General features: G+C 61.7%; 19 protein-coding genes. 3 read left to right on the top strand and 16 right to left on the bottom strand.

Annotation, left to right across the window (positions count from 1 at the left end; translation table 11 throughout):
* The first annotated feature begins 80 nt into the window (after positions 1-80).
* Positions 81-527, top strand: a complete 447-nt coding sequence (locus B9Z01_RS30665) for a DMT family transporter (RefSeq protein ID WP_085489302.1) — start codon at positions 81-83, stop codon at positions 525-527.
* A gap of 183 nt (positions 528-710) precedes the next feature.
* On the opposite strand, the gene B9Z01_RS30660 is transcribed toward B9Z01_RS30665, so the two are convergent.
* The 8 genes from B9Z01_RS30660 to B9Z01_RS30625 all read right to left on the bottom strand — a co-directional run bounded on the left by B9Z01_RS30660 (position 711) and on the right by B9Z01_RS30625 (position 10,922).
* Positions 711-1,649, bottom strand: coding sequence for a hydroxymethylglutaryl-CoA lyase (locus B9Z01_RS30660; protein ID WP_085489301.1), 939 nt, complete (start codon positions 1,647-1,649; stop codon positions 711-713).
* Between the two features lie 11 nt (positions 1,650-1,660).
* Positions 1,661-2,851, bottom strand: a complete 1,191-nt coding sequence (locus B9Z01_RS30655) for a CaiB/BaiF CoA transferase family protein (protein WP_085489300.1) — start codon at positions 2,849-2,851, stop codon at positions 1,661-1,663.
* Positions 2,852-2,933: 82 nt separating this feature from the next.
* Positions 2,934-3,656, bottom strand: a complete 723-nt coding sequence (locus tag B9Z01_RS30650) for an ABC transporter ATP-binding protein (protein ID WP_085489299.1) — start codon at positions 3,654-3,656, stop codon at positions 2,934-2,936.
* Positions 3,657-3,665: 9 nt separating this feature from the next.
* The gene (locus tag B9Z01_RS30645) at positions 3,666-5,423 is read right to left on the bottom strand and encodes a branched-chain amino acid ABC transporter ATP-binding protein/permease (protein WP_085489298.1); all 1,758 of its coding nucleotides are present in this window, start codon (positions 5,421-5,423) and stop codon (positions 3,666-3,668) included.
* A complete protein-coding gene (locus tag B9Z01_RS30640; RefSeq protein ID WP_085489297.1) occupies positions 5,420-6,334 on the bottom strand; it encodes a branched-chain amino acid ABC transporter permease in 915 nt (304 codons plus the stop codon). Before B9Z01_RS30640 ends, B9Z01_RS30645 begins: the two co-directional genes overlap by 4 nt.
* A gap of 73 nt (positions 6,335-6,407) precedes the next feature.
* Positions 6,408-7,607, bottom strand: a complete 1,200-nt coding sequence (locus tag B9Z01_RS30635) for an ABC transporter substrate-binding protein (protein WP_085489296.1) — start codon at positions 7,605-7,607, stop codon at positions 6,408-6,410.
* Between the two features lie 107 nt (positions 7,608-7,714).
* Positions 7,715-9,349, bottom strand: coding sequence for a GMC family oxidoreductase (locus tag B9Z01_RS30630; RefSeq protein WP_085489295.1), 1,635 nt, complete (start codon positions 9,347-9,349; stop codon positions 7,715-7,717).
* 103 nt (positions 9,350-9,452) lie between these two features.
* A complete protein-coding gene (locus tag B9Z01_RS30625; RefSeq protein WP_085489294.1) occupies positions 9,453-10,922 on the bottom strand; it encodes an NAD-dependent succinate-semialdehyde dehydrogenase in 1,470 nt (489 codons plus the stop codon).
* 220 nt (positions 10,923-11,142) lie between these two features.
* Here B9Z01_RS30625 and B9Z01_RS30620 point away from each other — a divergent pair, with 220 nt between their 5' ends.
* Both B9Z01_RS30620 and B9Z01_RS30615 read left to right on the top strand, forming a co-directional pair.
* Entirely contained in the window at positions 11,143-12,039 is an 897-nt protein-coding gene (locus tag B9Z01_RS30620; RefSeq protein ID WP_085489293.1) for a LysR family transcriptional regulator, read from the top strand.
* Positions 12,040-12,356: 317 nt separating this feature from the next.
* On the top strand, positions 12,357-14,327 hold the full coding sequence (locus tag B9Z01_RS30615; protein ID WP_085489292.1) for an alkaline phosphatase family protein: 1,971 nt from the start codon (positions 12,357-12,359) through the stop codon (positions 14,325-14,327).
* Between the two features lie 201 nt (positions 14,328-14,528).
* Here B9Z01_RS30615 and B9Z01_RS30610 read toward each other — a convergent pair whose 3' ends face one another.
* The 8 genes from B9Z01_RS30610 to B9Z01_RS30575 form a co-directional block, all read right to left on the bottom strand.
* Positions 14,529-15,665: an alcohol dehydrogenase catalytic domain-containing protein gene (locus B9Z01_RS30610; RefSeq protein WP_085489291.1), complete on the bottom strand. Its 1,137-nt coding sequence runs from the start codon at positions 15,663-15,665 to the stop codon at positions 14,529-14,531.
* Positions 15,666-15,698: 33 nt separating this feature from the next.
* Positions 15,699-16,679: an ABC transporter permease gene (locus B9Z01_RS30605; protein WP_085489290.1), complete on the bottom strand. Its 981-nt coding sequence runs from the start codon at positions 16,677-16,679 to the stop codon at positions 15,699-15,701.
* On the bottom strand, positions 16,676-18,187 hold the full coding sequence (locus B9Z01_RS30600) for a sugar ABC transporter ATP-binding protein (RefSeq protein ID WP_085489289.1): 1,512 nt from the start codon (positions 18,185-18,187) through the stop codon (positions 16,676-16,678). Before B9Z01_RS30600 ends, B9Z01_RS30605 begins: the two co-directional genes overlap by 4 nt.
* Positions 18,188-18,281: 94 nt before the next feature.
* Positions 18,282-19,199, bottom strand: a complete 918-nt coding sequence (locus B9Z01_RS30595; protein ID WP_085489288.1) for an ABC transporter substrate-binding protein — start codon at positions 19,197-19,199, stop codon at positions 18,282-18,284.
* A gap of 72 nt (positions 19,200-19,271) precedes the next feature.
* The gene (locus B9Z01_RS30590) at positions 19,272-20,030 is read right to left on the bottom strand and encodes an SDR family oxidoreductase (protein ID WP_085489287.1); all 759 of its coding nucleotides are present in this window, start codon (positions 20,028-20,030) and stop codon (positions 19,272-19,274) included.
* Between the two features lie 62 nt (positions 20,031-20,092).
* The gene (locus B9Z01_RS30585) at positions 20,093-21,094 is read right to left on the bottom strand and encodes a substrate-binding domain-containing protein (protein WP_085489286.1); all 1,002 of its coding nucleotides are present in this window, start codon (positions 21,092-21,094) and stop codon (positions 20,093-20,095) included.
* Between the two features lie 37 nt (positions 21,095-21,131).
* Positions 21,132-22,091 (bottom strand): ABC transporter permease, encoded by a 960-nt coding sequence (locus B9Z01_RS30580; protein WP_085489285.1) that lies wholly within the window; start codon positions 22,089-22,091, stop codon positions 21,132-21,134.
* A 37-nt stretch (positions 22,092-22,128) separates the two neighbouring features.
* Entirely contained in the window at positions 22,129-23,619 is a 1,491-nt protein-coding gene (locus tag B9Z01_RS30575; protein WP_085489284.1) for a sugar ABC transporter ATP-binding protein, read from the bottom strand.
* Positions 23,620-23,684: the final 65 nt, after the last annotated feature.

Raw genomic sequence — 23,684 nt, 5'->3', positions numbered from 1 at the left:
AATGATGATTTATGGCATTTGACAACATGGACCAGCGCGCCGTCAAATCGCAGTGACAACTTTAGGAATAGGTGACTCCGATGCCTAACGTGCTCTTCTTTTCGATCCTCACCATTCTGGCCGGCGCCAGCGTGGCCGCTCAGCAGGTACTGAACGCAAGCCTTCGCGTGGCCCTGAACTCGGCGGCCTGGTCGGGCTTTGTGAGCTACTTCGTCGGCGTCGCCTGTATGGCGCTGCTTGCGCTGGTTCTGCGCGATCCGATCCCTTCTGTGGCCGTGGCAGGGCGCATCCCCTGGTGGGCATTTAGCGGGGGACTGTTCGGCGCAATCTTCATCGGCCTGGCCATTTTCCTTATCCCCAAGCTCGGGGCTGCGACCTTTATCGTCCTGCTTGTGACCGGTCAGATGCTCGCATCGGTGACGATCGACCATTTCGGATGGCTGGGCCTCCCCGAACACCCGATTGATCTTCCTCGCCTGATTGGAACCGCACTCCTGGTCGGGGGGTGTGTCCTCATCCGGCGGTAGTTAGGAGAACAGTATGAATCGATGCCAGCATCATGACGCGGATGAACCAGTTGACCTGGCACGCGCACGAACCTCGCCAATCCGCTCGCTCGAGCGAGACGCGATGGACGACGCTCAGGTACGCTCGTCCAACGACCCGGCGGCGGTTTCGCTCGCCACAAAAACCGGCGCAGTTGAATCGGCCTAACACCGTGTCGGCACAGAATGAAGCCGTGAGCGCAGACCGGCCTTATTCAAGTGACCAGGCAGTTCATGCCCAATCAGCCCAGGCAGACCCGACGCAATATCCAGCAGCTCCTGCTCCCTGATGCCCGTGTCATAGCCCATCAGATTGAGCATATGCACGAGATCCTCGGTGCAGGCGTTCCCGCTCGCGCCCGGTGCGTAGGGGCATCCGCCGAGACCGCCGAGTGACGCGTCGAACCGCTCGATGCCTTCGTCCAATGCGGCCAAGGTATTGGCAAGCGCCATTCCGCGCGTGTCGTGGAAGTGCAGCGTTAGCGCCAGTTTGGGAAACAGTTTGCGCGCCTCACGCGCGATGCGCGCGACTTGCGACGGATACGCCATCCCCGTCGTGTCGCACAACGTGACGCCATGCGCGCCCAGCGTCGCAAAACGGCCGACCAGTTCGAATACCTGATACGGATCGATGTCGCCTTCCATCGGACAGCCGAAAACGGTCGATAGCGACACGTTGATCGCCACGCGTTCACTGCTGACAGACGCTATCACATCGGCGAGTTGCGCGAGCGACTGCGCACGCGTCATGCGCAGATTGGCGCGGTTGTGCGTCTCGCTCGCCGACATCACGAGATTGATCTCATCGACCTTGCATTCCATCGCCCGTTCGGCGCCACGAACATTCGGCACCAGCACCGTATAAACGACGTCCGGATTTCGCCGGATGCGATGCATGACCTCTTCGGCATCACGCAACGCGGGGATCGCCTTGGGCGACGTGAACGATGTCACCTCGATCTTCGCGTAACCGGCATCCGACAGGCGATCGACGAGCGCGATTTTCTGATCGGTATCGATGAACTGCATTTCGTTCTGAAAGCCATCACGCGGCGCAACTTCCTGGATATACAGCTTCTTGCCATTGGCAACCTGGAGTGACATGTGCTCGCTCCTCAGATGATGCCGCGGCTGCGCCAGTCGGCGCGCTGTTCGGCGTTGAGCCCGAATCGTTCGAGAATCTCGTCGGTATGCTGGCCCAACGATGGCGCGGGACTGCTCACTTCACCGGGCGTCGCCGACAGTTTCGGGACGATGCCCGGCAGCTTTATCGGCGTACCGTCGTCCAGTTGTCCATCGAGGATCATGCCGCGCGCGAGGTAGTGCGGGTCCGATGCGATGTCGGCCACGTCGTAGATTTTTCCTGCGGGAATGTGCGCCGCGTTCAACAGGCTCAGCACTTCGTCCATGCGATGTTGCCCTGTCCACCCGGAGATTGCTGCGTCGAGCTTCTCTACTTGCCGCACCCGGCCGTTGTTGTTGGCCAGTTCGGGCGACTCACCGAGATCGCTCCTGCCGATGACGCTCATCAGCCGTTTGAAGATGCTGTCGCCATTTCCCGCGATCAGCACATACTTGCCGTCCGCGCATCGATAGGCGTTGCTCGGCGCGATGCCGGGCAGACTGCTGCCAGCGGGCTGTCGCACTTCACCGAACACGGCATACTCGGGCAGCAGGCTTTCCATCATGTTGAACACCGACTCGTAGAGCGCGACGTCGATCATCTGCCCTTCGCCCGATTGATCGCGGGCACGCAGCGCAAGCAATACGCCGATCACGCCATGCAATGCCGAAAGCGAATCGCCGATCGAGATGCCGACGCGAACCGGCGTGCGTTCGGGCTCTCCGCTGAGATGACGCAGGCCGCCCATCGCTTCGCCGATCACGCCGAAGCCGGGCAGATCGCGATACGGGCCAGTCTGCCCGTAGCCCGAGACGCGCAGCATTACGAGGCGCGGATTGATCTTGTGCAGATCGTCCCAGCCCAAGCCCCATTTCTCCATTGTGCCGGGCTTGAAGTTCTCCACCACGACATCGACGTCCTTGACCATCGCGAGGATCAACTCCTGCGCTTCCGGTTGACGAAGATCGAGGCTGACCGATTTTTTATTGCGCGACTGCACCTGCCACCAGACGGAGGTGCCTTCATGCAGCATGCGCCAGTTACGCAGCGGATCGCCTTTATCCGGCGCCTCGATCTTGATCACGTCGGCGCCGAATTCCGCGAGCATTTTTGCTGCAAACGGTCCGGCGATAAGCTGCCCGAGTTCGAGCACGCGAATGCCATTCAATGGTTTGGAAGACATGAATTCCTCGTTAAATTCGTAAGCCTCGGCACTGGACGCGCCATGCGTCGGACAGGGCCGATGGATGCCCGCGCAGCAGCGGTCAATGCTTCTGTTTGCCCAGATAGGCTTCGCGCACGCGGTCGCTCGTCAGCAGTTCCGAGCCGGTGCCTTCGACGACGATGTTGCCCACTTCGAGCACATAAGCGCGGTCGGAAATCGCGAGCGCCTGGTTCGCCATTTGTTCGACGAGCAGAATGGTCATGCCACGCTCTTTCAGCAACTTGATGATTCGAAAAATCTCCGCGACGATCAGCGGCGCCAGTCCGAGCGAAGGCTCATCGAGCATCAGAATCCTGGGCCGGCTCATCAGTGCGCGGCAGATCGCGAGCATCTGCTGCTCGCCGCCCGACAGCGTGCCGGCGTACTGTTCGCGGCGCTCCCTGAGACGCGGAAACATCTGAAAACAGGCTTCGATCTCCAATGCCAGTGTCGCGGCGGACTCGCGGCGCAAAAAGGCGCCGAGCATCAGATTCTCGAAGACGGTCTGATCGGGAAAGATCTGGCGACCTTCGGGCACATGGGCAATGCCCATCCCCACGCGCTTATGCGCCGGGATGCCCGCCAGATCCTGACCGTCGAAAACGATCGTGCCGCTCGACTTCTCGATGCCCGATAACGCGCGCATCATCGTGCTTTTGCCCGCGCCATTGCCGCCGATGATCGTCACGATCTCGTTGCGCTTCACGTGCAGCGAGACCTGTTTCAGCGCGTTGATCGCACCGTAGCTGACCGCGAGGTTCCTGATTTCAAGCAATTGCGTCATGGCTGTCTCCTATGCTGCGGCGCCCAGATACGCTTCGATGACCTTTGGGTTTTCCTGAATGTGACCGGGCAAGCCAGATGCAATCTTCACTCCGTAATCCAGCACGACGATGTGATCGGAAATCGACATCACGAGATCCATGTGATGCTCGATCAGCAGAACGGTCAGCTCCTTGTCGCGCAGCTTGACGATCAGTTCCGTCAGCTCGTCCGTCTCGGCGGGATTCAGACCGGCCGCGGGTTCGTCGAGCAACAGAAGGTCCGGCATCGCGGCGACCGCTCGCGCGATCTCGAGACGGCGCTGCAATCCATACGGCAAGCTCGTGGCGGACGCATCCGCATAGCGATGCAGATCGAAGAATCTGAGAATCGCGTAGGCTTGCCGGCGCATCTCGCGTTCTTCCTCGAGCGCGCCCGGAAAGCCGAGCAGATTCGCGACGAAGCCCGATTTCTGCACGCGATAGAAACCGACCATCACGTTTTCGAGCGCACTGAGCCCGTCGAACAGCTTGAGGTTCTGGAACGTGCGGCCGATGCCCGCCGCCGCGATCTGATTCGCGGTGAGCCCGAGCATCGCCTTGCCCTTGAACTGGATCGATCCCGCGTCGGGCCGCACGAGACCGGAAAGCAGATTCAACGTCGTCGTCTTGCCGGCGCCGTTCGGGCCGATCAGCGAGACGATGTCGCCGCGCTTCAGGCTGAACGACACCTTGTTGGTCGGCACCACGCCTCCGAACGCCTTGTACAGGTCCTGCACGTCGAGCAGCGTATCGTGCGTCGCAGTTTGCGGCTTGACGGGCGACCAGATGCCGGCCTTTTCGCGGTCGGTTTCGGACAGCTTGCTCCGACGCGGCAGCAGCTTCGCAAACAGGCCGGCCAGCCCTTGCGGCATCGCATACAGCGCGAACAGCAGAATCAGTCCGTATGCAAAGTGCTGCACTTCAGGCCAGCGTGCGAGCGCCGCATCGATCACCGTCAGCACGACCGCGCCCAAAAACGATCCGCCCGGCGTGCGTCCGCCGAACAGCACGAGCACGAGCAGGAACACCGATAGGTTGAACGTGACGAAATCCGAGTTGATGTACTGGTTCTGCTGCGCGACGAGACCGCCCGCGATACCGCATGTGATTGCGCTGATCGCGAACGCGAGAATCTTGAAGCGATAGACGCTGATGCCGACGCTCTCGGCCGCGATCTCCGACGTGCGCACCGCCGCGAATCCGCGGCCGAAGCGCCCATTGAGCAACAGCGACGTCATTGCATGCAGCACCAGCCCGATCGCCACGACCACGACCACCCATTGCCTGCCATCGAGCGGCGCGCCATTGAACGTCGGACCGGCGATGCCCGAAAAGCCTTCCTGTCCTTTGAATACATCGGTCCACTCGGACACGATCTTTTCGATGAGAAGACCGAACGCGATCGTCACCATCGCGAGACTCGGGCCTTTGACGCGCAGCGCCGGAATGGCGATCAGTACGCCGAACAGGGCGGAAACGACGATCGCCGCGAGAAGCGCGAGCCACGGATTAATCTGATAGTTCACGCTGAGCAGCGCGACCGTATAAGCGCCGACACCGAACAGGCCCGCATGACCGAGCGACTTCTGCCCCGTCTGACCCACGAGGATATTGAAGCCGGTCGCGGCAATGAAATACGTCCCGATGTTGAACAGGATCAGCAGATAGAAATCGTTAATGCCCGAATACGCGATCATCAAGACCAGCGCGGCGATGACGAGCGGCGCGAAGAGTTTGGCGAGTTTCATACTTTCTCCGCGTGTACACGGCCCAGCAGACCGGCCGGCCGGAAATACAGCACCACGATGATCAGCCCGAACACCGCGATCTCACGCAGGTTGGCATACCACAGGCCAATCAGCGATTCGAGCAGGCCGATCAGAAATCCGCCGAAGATGCAGCCGCGCGGATTCTCCAGCCCGCCGAGGATCGCGGCGGAAAAAGCCTTCAGCGCCAGCAGCGTGCCGACGAACACGGAGGCCGTCGCGATCGGTGCGACCATCACGCCGGCAATCGCGGCGAGCGCCGAGCTGATGCCGAATACGCCGACTGCCACCGCGTTCGCGTTGATGCCCATCAGGCTCGCCGCGTTCTTGCTGAACGCGACCGCGCGCACCGCGTTGCCCATCTTCGTCCGATGCAGCATCCAGTCGAGCACGATCATCAGCACGAGCGTCGTGACGAACACGAGGATTTCCTGCGGCCGCACGCCCGCACCGAAGACACTCACGACGCCATCGCCGAGCGGAGACGACAGCGCGATCGGCGCCGGCCCCCAGATCAGCAGCGCGAGGTTCTGCACGATGATGCCGAAGCCGATCGTGCTCATCACCCACGCCAGCCCCGCTTCGCCGACGAAATGCCGGATCGCCGTGACGTAGAGCAGATAGCCGAGCAGCGTCAGCACCAGAATCGCGGCGACCAGCGCGAACAGGAACGCGCCCCAGGTCACGTCGGCAGGGCTCGGAAAACCCGACAGATGTCCCTGGCTGAACAGCATGGTTGCGCTGACGGCGATCAGGCCCGCCAACGCGAGAAAAGCGCCCTGACCGAAATTGAAGGTCCGGGTGGTCGTGTAAGTAATGCTGAAGCCGAACGCGACGAGGGCATAAACGCTGCCCATCGCGAGGCCGCTTAGCAAGGCTTGAAGGATCTGCATGCTGGACTCCCGCGTGCGATCCTCCGGCCCGCGAGGCACCGGAAGACAGACGCGCTAACGATCAATATGACGATCAGAACTTGAGGTCGGCCGGCGTGATGGCCTTCACCGTCGCGTCGTCGACGGAGACGACCTTGCCGTTCACCCAGCGCACCAGACGGAAGTCCTTGACGCTCAGCGCTTCGTGGTTGTCGGCCGAGAACGGCTTGTTGTACGTCTTGATTACGCCCTTGACCGGTCCGAGATTTTCGAGCGCGGCCTGCACCTTGTCGCCGTCGGTGGACTTGGCTTGCGTCATCGCGGCAGCGAGGAGCTTGACCGAGTCGTAGGCCTGAGCGGCCATCACGTACGTCGGCAGACGGCCTTCACGCTTGACGAGCGTGTCGTACAACGCCTTCGATTGCGGCGACGAATCTTCGGTGATGGAAGCCGTGAAGATCATCTTCTGGGCGAGATCCGGACCCGCGATGCGCAGGAACGGCGAGCTCAGATTGGCCCACGACGCGAGCGTCACCGGGAAGTAACTGATCTTCTCGAGGCTGCGCATGACATGCGCGTTCGAATCGGCGAGCGCGTAGACGATCAGCGTATCCGCGCCGGATGCCTTGATCTTGTTCAACTGCGACGTCATGTCCGTGTCCTTCGGACCGAATTTTTCGTTCGCGACCGGCGTGATCTTGTGCAACGCGAGAATTTCCTGTGCGTCCTTTGCGCCTTGCTGGCCGTAGCCTGTCGTATCCGCGATGATCGCGATCTTGCCGTTCTTGCTGGCGCGCGCGGCATAAGCGGCGAGCAGCGCGATCTGGTCGCGGTCGCGCATCGACACACGATAGATGTAGTTCGGCGGCTGCTTCGCGTAGCGCGCGGTGATGTCAGTCGCTGTCGCAACCGGCGAGATCGTCGGAATCTTTTTCTGTTCGACGATGTGCAGCCACGCCAGCATGTTGCCGGAGTTCACGCCGCCCAGCATCGCCGCTACTTTCTCGTTGTTCACGAGTTCGTTCGTGTTCTGGATGGCCTTCGGCGGCGCGCCGACATCGTCGCGCGCCACGATCACGACCTTGCGCCCCAGCACGCCCCCCGCCGCGTTCAGTTCGTCCGCGGCCTCGCGCGCACCCGCCAGCGCGGAGATGCCGAAGTCGGCCGAGCCGGTCGCGGACATGTCGCTATTGAAGCCGATCTTGATGTCGTCGGCCATCGCGGCGCCAGCGACGCCGGCCAACGTAGCGGCCAGAACGGCGGCGTGCAGTTGCTTGAGGATGGTCTTGCGCATTGCGTCTATCTCCTTGTCGGTGCCGTCGCATGACGGCGGCCGCGATCTGTTATGTGTGCTGGGAACGACGGAAAAAAGCGATTCAAACGACGCTGCCGGCGGGCATTTCAGCCCTGCCGGATCAGATCGGCGGCCTTGTTGCCGATCATCATCGTGGCGGCGCAGATGTTGGCCGACGGCATCGACGGCATCACGGACGAATCGACGACGCGCAGCGACTGCACGCCATGCACGCGCAGTTGCGGATCGACGACGGCGAGCGGATCGCCGTCCGGGCCCATGCGCGCGGTGCCGTTCACGTGATACGACGACACGCCGTAGCGACGTGCGAAGTCGAGCAGTTCGTCATCGGATTGGCACAGCGCGCCCGGCAGCGATTCGCCGTCGAAACACGACGCCAGCGCTTTCGACTGCAACAGGCTTCGCGCGAGGCGGATGCCGCGAATCAGCGTCATCTGATCGTCGGCGTGACCGAGGTAATTCGCATTGATGACCGGATCCTCGAAGGGATCCGCGGAGCGCACGCGCACCTGGCCGCGGCTATCCGGACGATGCTGCCAGACGCCCGTGGTCATGCCAGGAAAGTCATCGAGCACGCCGACATAGCCTTCCTTGTAGCTGGCGGGCGTAAAGACGCCTTGCAGGTCGGGCGCATCGAGGCCCGCGCGCGACTGCCAGAAGTAGTGCACCAGCGACGGGCTCAGCGCCATGATGCTGGGCCTCTTCATCATCCATCGACTGATCTGGCCGACGAGGTTTAGCCCTCGCACGAGCTGATTCATCGTCTGCATGTTTTTCACGCGCGCCACGACGCGGACTGAATAGTGGTCGCTCAGGTTCTCGCCGACGCCGGGCAAATCGCGCACCACGGCGATGCCTTTCTCGCGCAGGAAACCGGCGGGACCGAGTCCCGACAGTTGCAGCAGCTTCGGCGTGTTGATCGCGCCACTCGATACGATCACTTCACGACGCGCCTTGACCGCGTGCGCGACCGACGGCTGCCGTGGATCGCGATAACTCACGCCGATCGCGCGCGTGCTTTCGAACAGCACCCGGGTCGCCTGCGCATAGGTTCGCACCGTCAGATTGGCGCGCGACCTCGACGGCTTGAGAAAACATCGCGCCGTGCTCATGCGCCAGCCGTTGTCGATCGTGCGCTGGAAGTACCCGACGCCTGCCTGACTCGCGCCGTTGTAGTCCGGATTGCGCGGCATGCCGAATTCCTGCGCGCCGGCGATGAAGGCTTCGCACAACGGATGAATCCAGTCGATGTCGCTCACCGGCAGCTTGCCCTGCCGCCCGCGATAGGCATCGTCACCGCCGACGCGCCGCTCCATCGACTTGAAGTACGGCAGCACATCGGCGAAAGACCAGCCGGGATTGCCGAGACTCGCCCAGTGATCGAAGTCGGCAGCCTGGCCACGGTTGTAGACCAGCCCGTTGATCGAAGTGGATCCGCCGAGCGTGCGGCCCTGTGGAATCGGAATGCGCCGGCCATTGGTCAGCTCCGTCGGCTCGCTCGAAAACTGCCACGCGTACTTGTTATTGAACACGGCCTTGATGAAGCCAGCCGGAATGTGCAGATACGGACTGTGATCGGGCGGCCCGGCTTCGAGCACGCAAACCGATGCGCCATCGGCACTCAGGCGCTCGGCCAGAATGGCGCCCGCGGCGCCGGAACCGACGATGACGTAATCGAAGCTACCGGCATCCGTAAAAGAAGCCTCTGACGATGAATTCATAAGCAATACGCAGGCGGCACCCGCCTGTCCTGGCTGACAACACTCACGGGGAAAACTTGCAGGCGACGCACGCCCGCGTGCAGATCAGGCGCTCAGTCGACAACTAACGCGCGCTGTTGAACGACTTGCCGGCGAGGCATGCGTACTTGAGTTCGAGAAACTCTTCGATGCCGTATTTGGATCCTTCGCGTCCGACGCCGGATTCCTTGACGCCACCGAACGGACCGACCTCATTGGAGACTGCGCCCGTATTGATGCCGACGATCCCGTATTCGAGTGCTTCCATGACACGCCAGGTACGCTCGAGACTGGCGGTGTAGAAGTAGGCAGCGAGACCCGATTCACTATCGTTCGCACGCGCCAGCACGCTTTCTTCCGATTCGAACACGCTCAGCGCGACCACCGGCCCGAAGATCTCTGCGTGCGCGATGTCCATATCATTGGAGATGCCGTCCAGCAGGGTCGGCTGGAACAGCAACGAGCCGGGCTCGCTCAGGCGGCCGCCACTCAGGAGACGCGCGCCCTTCGCGACTGCATCGTCGACGAGGCGGCTGACCTTCTGAACGGCCCGTTGATCGATCAGCGGCCCGATCGTCACATCCTTGTCCAAACCGTTGCCGAGCTTCATCCGTTCGATCTCGGCGCGCAGCTTCGCGGCAAACGTCCCGGCGACGCTCGCATGCACGAACACCCGATTGGCACACACGCACGTCTGGCCCGCATTGCGGAATTTGGAGGCCATCAGGCCTTGCACCGCGTCGTCCAGATCGGCGTCCTCGAACACGATGAAGGGCGCATTGCCGCCCAGCTCGAGCGACAGCTTCTTGATGTTGGATGCGCTTTGCTGCATCAACAACCGGCCCGTCGCGGTCGATCCGGTGAACGTCAGTTTGCGGACGACGGAGCTCCCGGCGAGCTCGCAGCCGATGGGAGCCGGATCGCCCGTCACGACATTGAACACGCCCGGCGGAATGCCCGCCTGCTCGCCCAGCCACGCCAACGCGAGCGCGGTGAACGGCGTCAGTTCGGACGGTTTCAACACGACGGTGCAGCCCGCGGCGAGTGCCGGACTGACCTTGCGCGTGACGAGCGCCGATGGGAAATTCCACGCGATGATGGCCGCCACGACGCCGACCGGCTGACGGATCGCCATCATGCGCTGGTCGCTTCGCGGCGTCGGGAGCACGTCGCCATAGACGCGTTTGGCCTCTTCCGCGAACCACTCGACGAAGGACAGCGCGTAGTTCAGTTCGCCTTTCGCTTCTGCGAGCGGCTTGCCTTGTTCGAGCGTGAGCAGCAGCGCGAGATCGTCGCTGTGCCGTTCGATCAGTTGATGCCACCTGCGCAGAATGGCGCCGCGCTCCTTGCCGGTCTTCGCGCGCCACGCGGGCAGCGCGTCATCGGCTGCCGCGATGGCACGCGCGGTCTCCGTTGCACCCAGGTTAGGGATCGTGCCCAGCAGGCTATTGTCGAAGGGATTGCGCACGTCGATGGTGGCGCCGTTGTCGGCTGCACACCAGACACCGCCCACGTAGGCGTGTTGACGCAATAATTCTGCTGCTCGCAATGCCATGCCTGTCTCCGCCTTTTTTCTGTTGAGCTGACGCTGCGTCTCGCGGCATCGTTGTATTCCACTTTTGCTGGCAGTCTAGCAACAGCGGCATGGCGGCCTAAAGCAGCTTTTCATGATGCTGCCATCACGTATCGCGATGACAAGACTTTGGCGCACGGGTAGAATTGCGCCGCCGCGTCGTAGCACGGCGCATCCATCAGCTGCATCAATCACTCGTGTTATGCGTCTCGATCCTGTTTCCCTCAAGCTCTTCGTCAGTGTGGTAGAGCGCGGTACGATCGCGGCTGCCGCGGAAAACGAGCACATCGCCGCGGCAGCAGTCAGCAAGCGTCTAAGCGAACTCGAGGAAACGCTGGGAATACGGCTGCTGATTCGGACCAACAAAGGGATCAGGCCCACGCCCGCGGGCACCGAACTTTCCACGATGGCACGACGGGCGCTGCACGAACTCGATGAAATCGCCGTGCACATGCGCGAATATGAAGTCGGCATTCGTGGCTTTATCCGCGTGCACGCCAACATCTCGGCCATCACTCAATTCTTGCCGGACGACATCAAGAAATTCTTGAGTGAATATCCAAACATTCAGGTCGATCTCGAGGAGAAGATCACGTCGGCCGTGATCAAGTCGGTGGCTGAAAACGCGGCGGACGTCGGTATATTTTCAGGTGACATGTCCGATCAGGACGTGGAGATTTTTCCTTATCGCGAAGATGTGCTGGCTCTTGTGGTTCCGGCCGATCATCCCTTGAAAGCACGCGACGGTCTCCGATTCGCGGAAGCGTTGGACTATGACTTCATCGGCTTGCATCGGGGCAGCTCGATCAATCGCGTGTTGGCCGCCGCTGCGAACGAGGAAAAACGCAATCTGAAACTGAAAGTCCAATGCACTGGTTTCGACGCGTTGTGCTTCATGGTCAACTCGGGGCTTGGCATTGGGATACTGCCGCTCGAGTTGGCTCGACGCTACTCGGTCATGTTCAACTTCCGGATAATTCAGCTTTCCGAAGCATGGACACGGCGCAAAATCCAAATATGCGTTCGCTCCTTTGAATCACTGCCGACTGCCGCCAAGCTGTTCGTCAATCATCTGCGGACAGAACCAGGCTCGCTCTGAAGCGAGGTTCCTTCGTTTTCGTCTCGCCGATGATATGAAAATATGATGCCGATTCATGCTGAAGCGACGAGATAACCGCAATGAACGATGATGTGCTCGCGGCCTTTGCCACGGGCGAATCGAGCAATGCGGATCGCAGTGAAAGTAATCCGTTGGCAAATTCACATGCCATCGACTTCTTTTCGTCCCTGTTTTGTCATTCCCCCCCGATAATTTCTTTCCGTCGTAACGCTTTGTAATAGAGGCAGCATCCCCACGCAGGGGGCTGCCCGTCGTTTCCACACGCCACATCACCGCTTGCTCGTCTGAGTAACGTCATGGAGGCGTTCGTGAAAAAAATTGCCAATGTAATTAGTACACCAATATTTAGAAGCGGCTTGCTTTGTGGCGCCGTTTCCGTTGCGTTTGCTGCCGCTATCTGCCCAGCTGTCGCGCAAAGCGAGCAGCAGGCCGCGGTAGCGGCCGCGACAGTGAACACCGCATCGCCAATCAAGCACGTCATCGTCGTGGTCGGCGAGAACCGCACGTTTGATCACGTATTCGGTGCTTACACGCCCCGCCAGGGGCAGACGGTGGCGAACCTGTTGTCGAAGGGCATCATCACGGCCGACGGCCGCCCAGGCCCGAACTTCGCGCTGGCCGCGCAATACACGGCCAGTGCCACGGACCCGAAGCGCTTCGATATGGCGCCTGGCGGCAAGCAGCTATATACGGTGCTGCCGGCGCCGAATACCGGCTCCACGGCAAGCACACCGAGCGATACCAGTCCGCCGCCGTTCGCTACGCTCGCAGCGGCGCAGGCCGCTGAGGGCGCGATGATGGAGCCTTGGGACGTCGTGCATTTGACCACCGGTGCGAGCGGCTTGCCGATGCATAGCGTCGATACGCGCTTCGGCTCGAACACATATAACCTGCCGAACGGACCGTATCAGATCTCGCGCGTCGGTCCCGACTATGACCAGTACATCAACAGTCCGGTGCACCGCTTCTATCAGAACTGGCAAGAGGCCGATTGCAGTCTCGATCACGCCACACTCGATAATCCGAGTGGTTGTCAGATGGATCTGTTCGCGTGGGTAGAGACGTCAGTGGGCGCCGGTTCGAACGGCCAGCCCCGGCCCGCGAACTTCAACGACGAGACAACCGGTGAAGGAGCGACCGCGCTCGGCTACTACAACGTGAATACCGGCGACATGCCGTATTTCACGCATCTCGCGCGCGAATTTACGATCAGCGACAACTACCACCAGCCGGTGATGGGCGGCACAGGCGCAAACAGCATCATGATAGGTACCGCCGACGCGCTCTACTACACGGACGGCAACGGTAATGCCACGAAGCCGCCGGCGGATCAGATCGAAAATCCGCTGCCGCTGGCACACACCAACAACTGGTACACGCAGGACGGCTATTCAGGCGGTTCGTACAGCAACTGCTCGGATGGTCATCAGCCCGGCGCCGGCGCACTGCGCCAGTACCTGAACCGTCTACCGTACAAGCCGGACGCGAAATGCGCGCCGAACACGTATTACCTGCTGAACAACTACAACCCGGGCTACAACGGGGACGGCACGGTCAATACGAGTGCATTCACGATCCCGCCGTCGCCGGTGCGGACGATCGCCGATACGCTGATCGAGAAGAACATTTCGTGGAAGTACTACGGTGAGGGCTGGAATACGTTTGTGAAAACGCCCGCCACGAGTGTCTACTGCAATATCTGCAACCCATTCCTGTATGAAACCGCGATCATGACGAACCCCGCGCTCGTCAAAGCGCACCTGCAGGACACGACCGATCTGTACGCGGACATTACGAATGGCACGCTGCCCGCGGTTTCGTTCGTGAAACCGGGCGGTCTGCTCGACGGGCACCCGGAGTCGTCGAAGTTCGGGCTCTTTGAATCGTTCGTGCACAAGCTGGTCGACACGGTGCAGCGCGACCCGAGCCTGTGGGCCTCGACGGCGATCCTGATCACGACCGACGAAGGCGGCGGCTACTACGACTCAGGCTACATCCAGCCGCTCGACTTCTTCGGCGACGGCCCGCGCATTCCGATGATCGTCGTATCGCCCTACTCGCGCGGTGGACGTGTCGTGCACCAGTACGGGGATCATGCGTCGATCGTGAAGTTCATCGACCGCAACTGGCATCTGAAGCCAATCACGCAAAGAAGCCGCGACAATCTGCCGAACCCGATCCAGTTGCAGACGCATCCGTATGTGCCGGTTAACGCACCCGCAATCGACGACCTGTTCGAAGCGTTCGAGTTTCCGCGCACGCCGTAACCGTGTGACGTGGTCGGCAGAGCCGGAGCGGCTCTGCCGATCAAACGCCGAACGCGCCCCATGACGGGCTTCAAGGATTTTCGATGCGCCCGCATTCTGCCCGGAAGCGCCTCTCCCCGAAACGACTTATCGCGACAGAACTCGTGTGAACGTCAACGGCCCGGGTGGCCCCGAAAGCCACCTGAGCCGCTCACGAACGCGTCAGCGTTCCAGTCGCTCGGGCCTGAGCAGCACCTTGATCGAGTCGAGCGAGTTGGCAACGACAATGGCCTGCTCCCAGTCGGAAAGCGGGAAATTGTGGGTGACGATGCCTTTGGAAGTGATGAGCCCCCGCGCCATCAGGTCGATCACCACCGGGTAGCAATACGGACCCAGATGCGCGCCACGCACATCGAGTTCCTTGCGATCGCCGATAATCGACCAGTCCGCAGTGGTATCCGCGCCGAAGACGCTGAACTCCACGAAGCGGCCCAGCTTGCGGATCATGCTCAGGCCCTGGGTCACGCCCGCGGGCACACCGGTGGTTTCCAGATAAACGTCGCAGCCGTAGCCCCCGGTTAGCTCCCGCACGATTGCCTCGGCGTTCTCGGTCTTCGGATTGATCACCACGTCGGCGCCAAACGTTTTGGCGAGCGCCAGCCGCTCGGGCACGAGATCGATCACCACGAGTTTCTTCGGCGTCCTGAGATGCGCCGCCTGCACCATCATCAGACCCAGCGGACCCGCTCCCGCGATCACGACCACATCGTCGAACTGGATGTCGCCCCGATTCACCGTGTGAATGGCACATGCGAATGGCTCGATGATCGCAGCGTCCTCCAGCGAGATCGCTTCCGGAATCTTGTGCACGCGCGAGGTTGACGGCAAACGCATGTAATCGGCCATACCGCCGTCGGCCACCACGCGCTGGAATCCAAAGATGTTGTGCACTTCGCACATCCAGTATTTGCCGCTTTTGCAAAACAGGCATTTGTCGCACGGCACGATCTGCTCGGCAATCACGCGATCGCCTTTCTGCACGCCGAAATGCTCGGCCGCGCCTTCGCCAAGTTCTTCGACATAGCCGAAGAACTCATGTCCGGGAATCACGGGGGGCTTGACGTACGCGGGCTGCCCTTCGCCGCCCCAGAACATCTTGGCGCCCGAATAGCACTTGCAGTCCGACGCGCAAATGCCGCAAGCCGCAATGCTGATGACCAGCTCGCCGGGGCCCGCCGTCGGACGCTCGACCGTTTCGAGCCGGTAGTCCCTGGGACCGTGACAGACGACCGCCTGCATGGCGGCGAGCTGCCCGATGGCGCTGCCCGCCAGTCCCTTTTCGAATCCGTGATAAGTCATTTTCAAAATCCTCTTTCGATTGAGCGAAACGCTTCAGCGCCTGGTTTCACGACTGATGAAAATAGCCAGCAGCACAATGCCGCCCTTCACGATCAATTGCAGATACGGCGAGACGCCCATGATGTTCAAGCCGTTGTTGAGCACGCCCAGCAGGAGCGCGCCAACCAGCGTGCCCAGAATCGCGCCCCGGCCGCCGGCAATCGACGTGCCGCCCATCACGACCGCCGCGATGGCGTCGAGCTCGAAGCCTACGCCCGCGCCAGGCTGGCCGCTGGTAATACGCGAAGCCAGCACAATGCCGGCGATCGCCGCGGTCAAGCCGCTGAGCGCGTACACGAGCAGCTTGTAGCGCGCCACGCGCACGCCCGACAGCCGGGTCGCCTCCTCGTTGCCGCCGATCGCATAGACATAGCGGCCGAACGGCGCCAGGTTGAGCAGGACGAAGGCAATGGCGTAGGTGAGGAGCATGACGAGAATGGGCACCTTGATGCCGGCCACCACGCCATCGCCGAGAAACGAAAACGAGTCGGGCAAGCCGTCGATCGGATAGCCGCCGGTATAGATCAGCGCGAGGCCCCGCGCAACGCCCATGGTGGCCAACGTCACGATGATCGACGGCATGCGCAGGTAGGCGACGCAATAGCCGTTGAACATGCCGAACACCGCGCCGACCGCAATGCCCAGCAGCACGGCCACGAAGACCGGCATGCCGAAGCGCACCATCATTCCCGCGCATAGCGTACCCGACAGCGCGACGACCGCCCCCACCGAGAGATCGACGCCGCCGGTGAGAATGGCCGCCGTCATGCCGACCGCGATGATGCCGTTGATCGACGACTGCAGCGCGATATTCTGCAGATTGCCGACGGATAGAAAATTGTCCGTCATGACAACCATGAACACGGATATCACGATCAAGCCCACCAGCGGCAGGAAGGCCGTCGATCTGCGCAGCTGGGTGAAAAAGCCGCCGGCCGGCGCCGGCATGACTGGATGGCTGGCTGTTCTGTTCATGATAGGGAGTTCCCTGCTGTTGCGTGGCGCATGATGTCGCCAGCATTGATGAAGTGGCCTTCAAGGGTCGTCACGATGGACCCGCGCGAGAAAACACAGACTCGGTCGCACATACCGACGATCTCGGGAAGCTCGCTGGAAATCATGATGATCGACTTGCCCTGCTGCGTGAGTTCGCGCATCAGCTCATAGATCTCCGCTTTGGCGCCGACGTCGATTCCGCGTGTGGGCTCGTCGAAGATCAGCACGTCGCATTGATGATTGAGCCAGCGCGCGATCACCACCTTTTGCTGGTTGCCGCCCGAGAGCGTTGCGACGCGCGACTCGATGCTGGGCGCCTTCACGCCCACCCGCTGGCACAAATCGCGGGCCGAGTTCTTTTCGGCCGCGCGGCTGATCAACGCCCGCTTCCCGTACTTCCTGAGGTTGTTGATCGAAATATTGAAGCGAATCGTGAAATCGGTAATCAGCCCTTCAACCTTGCGACTCTCCGGCAACAAGCCAATGCCGTTCGCGAGAGCCTGCGTCGGGTCTTTCAATGAAGCTTCCCTGCCGTTCAGAAGCACGTTCTTCCTGTGAACCGGATCGGCCCCCATCATTCCGAGCGCGAGTTCGGTGCGTCCGGAACCCACCAGCCCCGCAAAGCCAAGAATTTCGCCCTCGTATAAATCGAAACGGTTGACTGGGCCGTCCTTCACGAGCTGTATCCCGGACACGTCGAGCACCTTGCGCGCATGCGGCCCGCGCACGGCTTTGGGCGGAAAGTTGTTTTCGATCTTGCGCCCCACCATCATCTCGACCAGTGCCGCCACGTCTATGCTGGCTACGTCGGCGAAACCCGCATTCGCGCCGTCACGCAGCACGCTAATGCGATCGCAGATTTCGAAGATCTCTTCAAGATGGTGGGAGATGAAGATCATCGCCACCCCCTTGGCGCGCAGCTCGCGCATCACCCTGAACAGATGCTCCGCCTCGTTCGGGGTGAGCGTCGCCGTGGGCTCGTCGAGCACCAGAATGCGGGCATCGAGCGAGAGCGCCTTGCCGATTTCCACGAACTGCTGCTGTGCCACCGAAAGCTCGCACACCGGCACGTCGAGATCGATCTGGACGCCCAGCGACTGGAACAGCTCGTGCGCAGCGTGCTTCATCGCGCGCTTGCTCATCAAGCCGATGCCGTTGGTCCGATAACGCCCGAGAAAGATGTTCTCCACGGCGCTCAGATACGGAATGAGGCTGAACTCCTGGAAGATGATGCCGACGCCGGCCTCGATCGCGTCCTTGTAACCGCTGAATTTTCGCTCGCTGCCTTCGATATAGATGCGCCCTTCGTCGGCCTGATGGATGCCGCAAAGGATCTTCATCAATGTCGATTTGCCTGCGCCGTTCTCGCCAAGCAACGCATGCACTTCGCCTCTGCGAATCGACAGATCGATTCCCGAGAGCGCCTGCACGCCGGGAAAGCGCTTCGAGACCTTTTCGAGCCTCAGTACTTCGTTCGTGTCGTTCATCGCGCTGTTCTCGTGATTGTCGCTCGCGGCGAGAATATCGCCGCGAGCACGACTTCGCGGGTCTTGCCTGAAGTTGCCGGGTGCGGCCTTCGCCTTACCAGGAGAAGGTCTTCGCCCCTGCGGCGTCGATGAGTTTCACGTCCACCGGCACGCTCGAAGGGACGTTGGCGCCCCAGTACTTCGCCAATGCGATTCCCATTGCAATGCGAATCTCGTCACGCGGGAATTGCGCGGCCGTGGCCACCAGTTTCGAGCCGGGCTTCTGCATGGCCTTGATTACTTCCGGCGCGCCGTCGACGCTCGTGAGCTTGACGTCCTTGCCGCTGCTCTCGATGGCGGCAAGCGCGCCCATCGCCCCGCCGTCGTTCACGCTGAAGATGCCCTTGAGGTTGGGATTGGCCGCCAGCATGTTTTCCGTCACGGTCAAAGCGGTGGCGCGTTCCTGCTTGCCGTTTTGCGTGGCGACGATCTTGATGCCGGGGTATTTGGCGAGCGCCTCCTTGCAGCCCTTCACGCGCTGCAGAATGGGAATGACGGGAATGCCGTCGAGAATCGCCACGTCGCCCTTGCCGCCAATGCTTTTCGCCAGATAGTCGCAGGATACGCGCCCCGCGTCGGTATTCTTCGAGCCGACATAGGAGTCGACCGGGCCCTCGGCGTTCGCGTCCACGGTGACGACCATCACGCCCGCCTTCTTCGCTGCACGCACGGCGGACTGCACGCCTGTCGAGTCCGTCGGGTTCAGCAGCAGAATGTCGATCTTTTTCTGCAGCATGTCTTCGACGTCGTTCATCTGCTTCGACACGTCGTGCCGCGCGTCGGTCACGACGACCGTGGCGCCGATCGTGCCCGCCATTTCCTCGACGGTCTGCTTCATCAGGACGAAGTACGGGTTGTTCATCTCCTGGAACGACACGCCGATCCTGATGGGCGGCTTTTGCGTTTCGGCGTGGACCGTTGCGGCGCAACCCAGCGCCGCGGCAACGAGCGTAGTGCGAACGAGCTTGTTCATGTTTGTCTCCAGTTTTGTCTGGTTCTGAATCGCGCACGGAGGCGCAACGTGGAAGGCCGGATTTGCGTGGCCCTATTGCGAGGTATAGCCGCCGTCGATCACCAGGTTTTCGCCGTTGATCATGCCGGCGGCGTCACTGGCGAGGTAGAGCGCGGCATAGGCGATTTCGTCAGGCTGGGCAAAGCGCCCCGAGGGAATCTTGCGCTTGAACTGTGCGCCCACCTCGCCTGCCCAGGCTCGGCGCCCAAGCTCCGTCTCGACCACCGTGGGCGAAATGGCGTTGACGGTAATGCCGTGCGGGCCCCATTCGCCTGCGAGCACGCGCGTCATGCCGAGCAGCGCCGCCTTGCTCGCGCTATACGCCAGATGCTTGTCGAGCCCCACGAGCGCCGCCTGCGACGCCATGTTGACGATACGTCCCGCACCGCGCCCTAGCATGTGGCGACCGACCGCGCGGCTGTAAAGGAACGGGCCCTTGAGATTGACCGACATCGTCTTGTCCCATAGCGCCGTGCTCATGGCTTCGGCCTTTTCTATGAGCCCGACGCCCGCGTTATTGATCAGTACGTCGATGTGTCCAAAGCGGGCAATCGCCTCCGCCACGATGGTCTCGGTGCGCGCCTCGTCGCTGACGTCGCCGTGCCAACCCGCGCTGCCGTTTGCAAACGACGCCGCAACGCGCTCCACGTCGTCGCTGGTATCGATCAACGCCACCTTCGCGCCCTGAGCGACGAACTGGGTGGCAATGGCGAATCCGATACCTGAAGCGCCACCGGTCACCATGACAACCTTGTGGCTAAAGTCGAACGCTTGCTGAAAAGAGCCAGGCATGGAAGCAAAACCTCTCTATAGGAGATGGAAAACGGATTGGTGCTTGCTAGCAGGATGGCCTCTCAACGCTCGGCCACGAACTGCGCGGCGTTCGCTTGCGTCACTTCGGTCCATGGCACCGCGTACAGCTTCGCGGCGCCGTCGCCCCACGGCATGCTCGACGCGTACTGCTGCCAGATCGCCGATTGCGGCTTGTAGCTCGGGCCAATCTCGTGACGCAGCAGAATGTCGAGCGCACCCTGCGCCTGTGCCTTGGCGTCCTGCCGCTCGGTCAACACCATCTCACCGCGCGCAATGGCCTTGATCGCGTCGGTCACGCCGTCGATGCCCGCAATCGGGACCGTCTTCGGGTCGATGCCTGCGGCCTTCAACGCGGCAATCGCGCCAAGCGCCATCTCGTCGTTTTCGGCAATCACCCCGTTGATCTGGCCGGGGTGCGCCGTAATCCAGTTCTGCATCAACGTCAGTGCTTCGGCGCGCGACCAGTTGGCAGTCTTGCGTTCCAGCACCTTGATGCCGGGGTTCTGCTTGAGCACCATGTCGATGCCCTGGCCGCGCTGGGTCGCGCCCATCTGCCCGACCGGTCCCTCGAGAATCACGACATTGCCCTTGCCCCCAAGCCGCTTGACGACCGCCGTCGCTTCAAGCTGGCCGCCAAGCACGTCGTTCGAGCCGATGTACGAGACCAGCTGGTCGCTCTTCACCGGCCCGTTCGATCCGACCACGGGCAGACCCGCTGCGGTCGCCTTGCGCACCACATTGCCGCCCGCAATGGAGTCAATCGGAATGTAGAGCGCGCCATCGTATTTCTGCGTGATCATCGTGTCGAACTGACCGTCCTGCGTCATGTGGTCGTAGCGGCCGTCGAAGACCGTCAGACTGACGAGGCCGCTCTTGACTGCCGGATGATCCTTGATCGCGTTCACCCACAGTTGGGCATACTCGTTTCTTTGGCCGTACACAGCCGCGCCGATCTTCCACGTTTTGACTGGCGCCGACTGCGCGAACGCGGCCACGCAAGTTGCGCCAAGCGCGGCCGATGTAAACCATTTAGTGAATTTCATATCGTCTCCTGGTTATCAGATTGTGCGAGGCTCGGCCTCAGTTGCTTTCCCGGCGCGCGGCGATATCGAGTAGAACCGCACACACGATGACGGCGCCTTTGATGACTTGCTGGTAATACGAAGACACGCCCATCAGATCCAGCCCGTTGTTGATCACGCCAATGATCAGCACACCGAACAGGGTTCCGGCGACGCCGCCTATGCCGCCCGAAAGACTCGTGCCGCCTATCACCACCGCGGCGATCGCGTCGAGTTCATAACCGACGCCCGCCTGCGTGAGCGCCGACGTGGTCCGCGCATTGAGCACGATCCCGGCCAGCCCCGCACACGCGCCGCATATCGCGTAGACGGACAGCAGAATCAGGCGGGTGGGCACGCCGCTCGCACGCGCACTCTTCTCGTTGCCGCCAACCGCGTAGACGTAGCGGCCAAAGCGGGAATAGCGCAGCACGACGAACGACGCGGCAAACAAGCCGAGAAAGATCAGAACCGGAATGGGCACGCCGGCCACTTTCCCCTGGCCGAGAAACAGGAACGCGTCGGACAAGCCGGAGATCGGCATGCCGTCGTTGTAAATCTGCGTTGCACCGCGCGCGACGCTGAGCATGCCGAGCGTGACGACGAACGCGGGCACGCGAAAGCGCGCGATCACGACGCCGTTGAGCGCGCCGCACGCCGCACCGACTGCGACGCCCGCGGCAACCGCCACAACCGGAGAATGGGGCGTGTCGCCCGCAACGACGCTAGCAGCGACCATGCCGGCGAATGCGACGACCGAGCCAACCGAGAGGTCGATACCGCCAGCGAGAATCACGAACGTCATGCCGATTGCGAGCAAGCCGTTGATCGACACCTGCTGCAGGATATTCAGCAGGTTATTGACGGTCAGAAAATACGGGTTCAGCGACGACAGGGCGATGCAGATCGCGACAAACGCCGCGACGATGCCATATCGCGACAGGTGCTTCATCGAGAGGGAGCTTTGAGCAAGCATCATGATGTTTTGTCCAGGAAAATGCGGGAACAGGCAGCGCTCACGACGCCAGATGCGTCAAAGCGTGATGTGACGCCTCGGCGCGCGTGAGCGTCCCGCTGATCCGGCCGCGCGCGAACACGGCGATCCGGTCGCTCACCTGCATGACTTCGTCGAGTTCCGACGACACGACGATCGCGCAGCGGCCTTGCGCCACGAAGCTATTGAGAAATTCGTAAATCTGCTGCTTGGTGCCTTCGTCAATGCCGCGAGTGGGTTCGTCGCACAGCAGCACGCGCGGTTTCGTGAGCAGAAAGCGCGCGAGAATGACCTTTTGCTGATTGCCTCCCGAAAGCTGCTGCACCGGGATTTCGCCGGAGCTGGCCCGGATCGAGAACTGGCGAACCATTTTCGCGAGGGCGTCGCGCTCACGTTCGGCGCGAATCCAGCCGGCTTTCGAGTAGCTGCGCAAGGCGGAAAGCGAAATGTTTTCGCGCACGGAGCGGCAGCCGATCAGACCCGTGTCCTTGCGGTCCTCGGTAATGAGCGCGAGTCCGTTGCTCAGCGCGTCAGCGGGTTTGTCGATGCGCACGGGCTTTCCGTCGATCAGCAGCGTGCCCTCGTCGGGCCGTGTCAGGCCGAAAACGGCGTTGAGAAATTCGCTGCGGCCCGCGCCCATCAACCCATAAATGCCGAGGATTTCGCCACGCTTGACCTGCAGATCGATGCCGGTGAAGCGCTTTCGCTGGGTATAGCCGCGCGCTTCGAGCATCACCGGCTCGTCGCGCAGCGTGGCGGGGCGCTGGCTTCGCGTCACGCGCTCGCCGACGATGCCATGCACCAGATGGGCCGCGTCGATGTCCGCGAGCCGTCCCGATTCGATAAAGCCGCCGTTGCGGAAAATGGTGTATTCGGTTGCGATCGAAAATATCTCGCTCATTCGATGCGAGACATAGATCACGCCGACGCCGCGCGCCGTCAGTCTGCGGATCGCTTCGAACAGAATGGCGGCTTCGGCCTCCCCGATCGCGGAGGTCGGCTCGTCCATGATCAGAATCTCGCTGTCGTAGCTGATCGCCTTGGCGATTTCGACGAGCTGGCGCTTGGCGAGGCTCAGGCGCCGCAGCGGCGCGCGCACGTCGATCTCGAAGCCGAGCGACTCCATGAGTGCGGCGGCGCGTTCGAACAGCCGCGCGTAGTCGATCACGAGCCCGCCGAGCCGCATCGGTTCACGGCCGAGATAGAGATTCTCGGCCACGGTCATGTCGAGTAATGGATTCAGTTCCTGGCTAATCATCGCAACGCCCGCCGCGAGGGAGTCGGCCGGCGATTCGAAATTGACCGGCTGGCCCTTGCAACGGATCGTGCCGCGGTCGCGCCGCAGCATGCCGGTCAGGATATTCAGGAAGGTCGACTTGCCGGCGCCGTTGCCGCCGCATAGCGCGTGCACCGTGCCCGGCCGCAGTTCAAGCCGGCCGTCGAGCAGCGCGGGCACGCCGTTGAACGACTTTTGCACACCCGCTGCGTGAAGCAGGTAGTGATCGTTGTCCATGTCTCCACCACATTGTGTTTTTTATTCAGCGCCACGCGGGGCGTCGTCCATCGCATGCCGCGCGC

This window comes from Paraburkholderia susongensis (assembly GCF_900177725.1).
Classification (GTDB): Bacteria; Pseudomonadota; Gammaproteobacteria; order Burkholderiales; family Burkholderiaceae; genus Paraburkholderia; species Paraburkholderia susongensis.
This window is presented reverse-complemented; position numbering and strand designations above follow the sequence as displayed.

Excerpts from the sequence above, each read along its gene's own strand:
- B9Z01_RS30630 (WP_085489295.1), bottom strand. The coding sequence starts at position 9,349 with ATGAATTCATCGTCAGAGGCTTCTTTTACGGATGCCGGTAGCTTCGAT.
- B9Z01_RS30650 (WP_085489299.1), bottom strand. The coding sequence starts at position 3,656 with ATGACGCAATTGCTTGAAATCAGGAACCTCGCGGTCAGCTACGGTGCG.
- B9Z01_RS30640 (WP_085489297.1), bottom strand. The coding sequence starts at position 6,334 with ATGCAGATCCTTCAAGCCTTGCTAAGCGGCCTCGCGATGGGCAGCGTT.
- B9Z01_RS30590 (WP_085489287.1), bottom strand. The coding sequence starts at position 20,030 with ATGCCTGGCTCTTTTCAGCAAGCGTTCGACTTTAGCCACAAGGTTGTC.
- B9Z01_RS30655 (WP_085489300.1), bottom strand. The coding sequence starts at position 2,851 with ATGTCTTCCAAACCATTGAATGGCATTCGCGTGCTCGAACTCGGGCAG.
- B9Z01_RS30615 (WP_085489292.1), top strand. The coding sequence starts at position 12,357 with ATGGAGGCGTTCGTGAAAAAAATTGCCAATGTAATTAGTACACCAATA.
- B9Z01_RS30580 (WP_085489285.1), bottom strand. The coding sequence starts at position 22,091 with ATGATGCTTGCTCAAAGCTCCCTCTCGATGAAGCACCTGTCGCGATAT.
- B9Z01_RS30595 (WP_085489288.1), bottom strand. The coding sequence starts at position 19,199 with ATGAACAAGCTCGTTCGCACTACGCTCGTTGCCGCGGCGCTGGGTTGC.
- B9Z01_RS30625 (WP_085489294.1), bottom strand. The coding sequence starts at position 10,922 with ATGGCATTGCGAGCAGCAGAATTATTGCGTCAACACGCCTACGTGGGC.
- B9Z01_RS30600 (WP_085489289.1), bottom strand. The coding sequence starts at position 18,187 with ATGAACGACACGAACGAAGTACTGAGGCTCGAAAAGGTCTCGAAGCGC.
- B9Z01_RS30645 (WP_085489298.1), bottom strand. The coding sequence starts at position 5,423 with ATGAAACTCGCCAAACTCTTCGCGCCGCTCGTCATCGCCGCGCTGGTC.
- B9Z01_RS30585 (WP_085489286.1), bottom strand. The coding sequence starts at position 21,094 with ATGAAATTCACTAAATGGTTTACATCGGCCGCGCTTGGCGCAACTTGC.
- B9Z01_RS30660 (WP_085489301.1), bottom strand. The coding sequence starts at position 1,649 with ATGTCACTCCAGGTTGCCAATGGCAAGAAGCTGTATATCCAGGAAGTT.
- B9Z01_RS30620 (WP_085489293.1), top strand. The coding sequence starts at position 11,143 with ATGCGTCTCGATCCTGTTTCCCTCAAGCTCTTCGTCAGTGTGGTAGAG.
- B9Z01_RS30635 (WP_085489296.1), bottom strand. The coding sequence starts at position 7,607 with ATGCGCAAGACCATCCTCAAGCAACTGCACGCCGCCGTTCTGGCCGCT.
- B9Z01_RS30575 (WP_085489284.1), bottom strand. The coding sequence starts at position 23,619 with ATGGACAACGATCACTACCTGCTTCACGCAGCGGGTGTGCAAAAGTCG.
- B9Z01_RS30665 (WP_085489302.1), top strand. The coding sequence starts at position 81 with ATGCCTAACGTGCTCTTCTTTTCGATCCTCACCATTCTGGCCGGCGCC.
- B9Z01_RS30610 (WP_085489291.1), bottom strand. The coding sequence starts at position 15,665 with ATGACTTATCACGGATTCGAAAAGGGACTGGCGGGCAGCGCCATCGGG.
- B9Z01_RS30605 (WP_085489290.1), bottom strand. The coding sequence starts at position 16,679 with ATGAACAGAACAGCCAGCCATCCAGTCATGCCGGCGCCGGCCGGCGGC.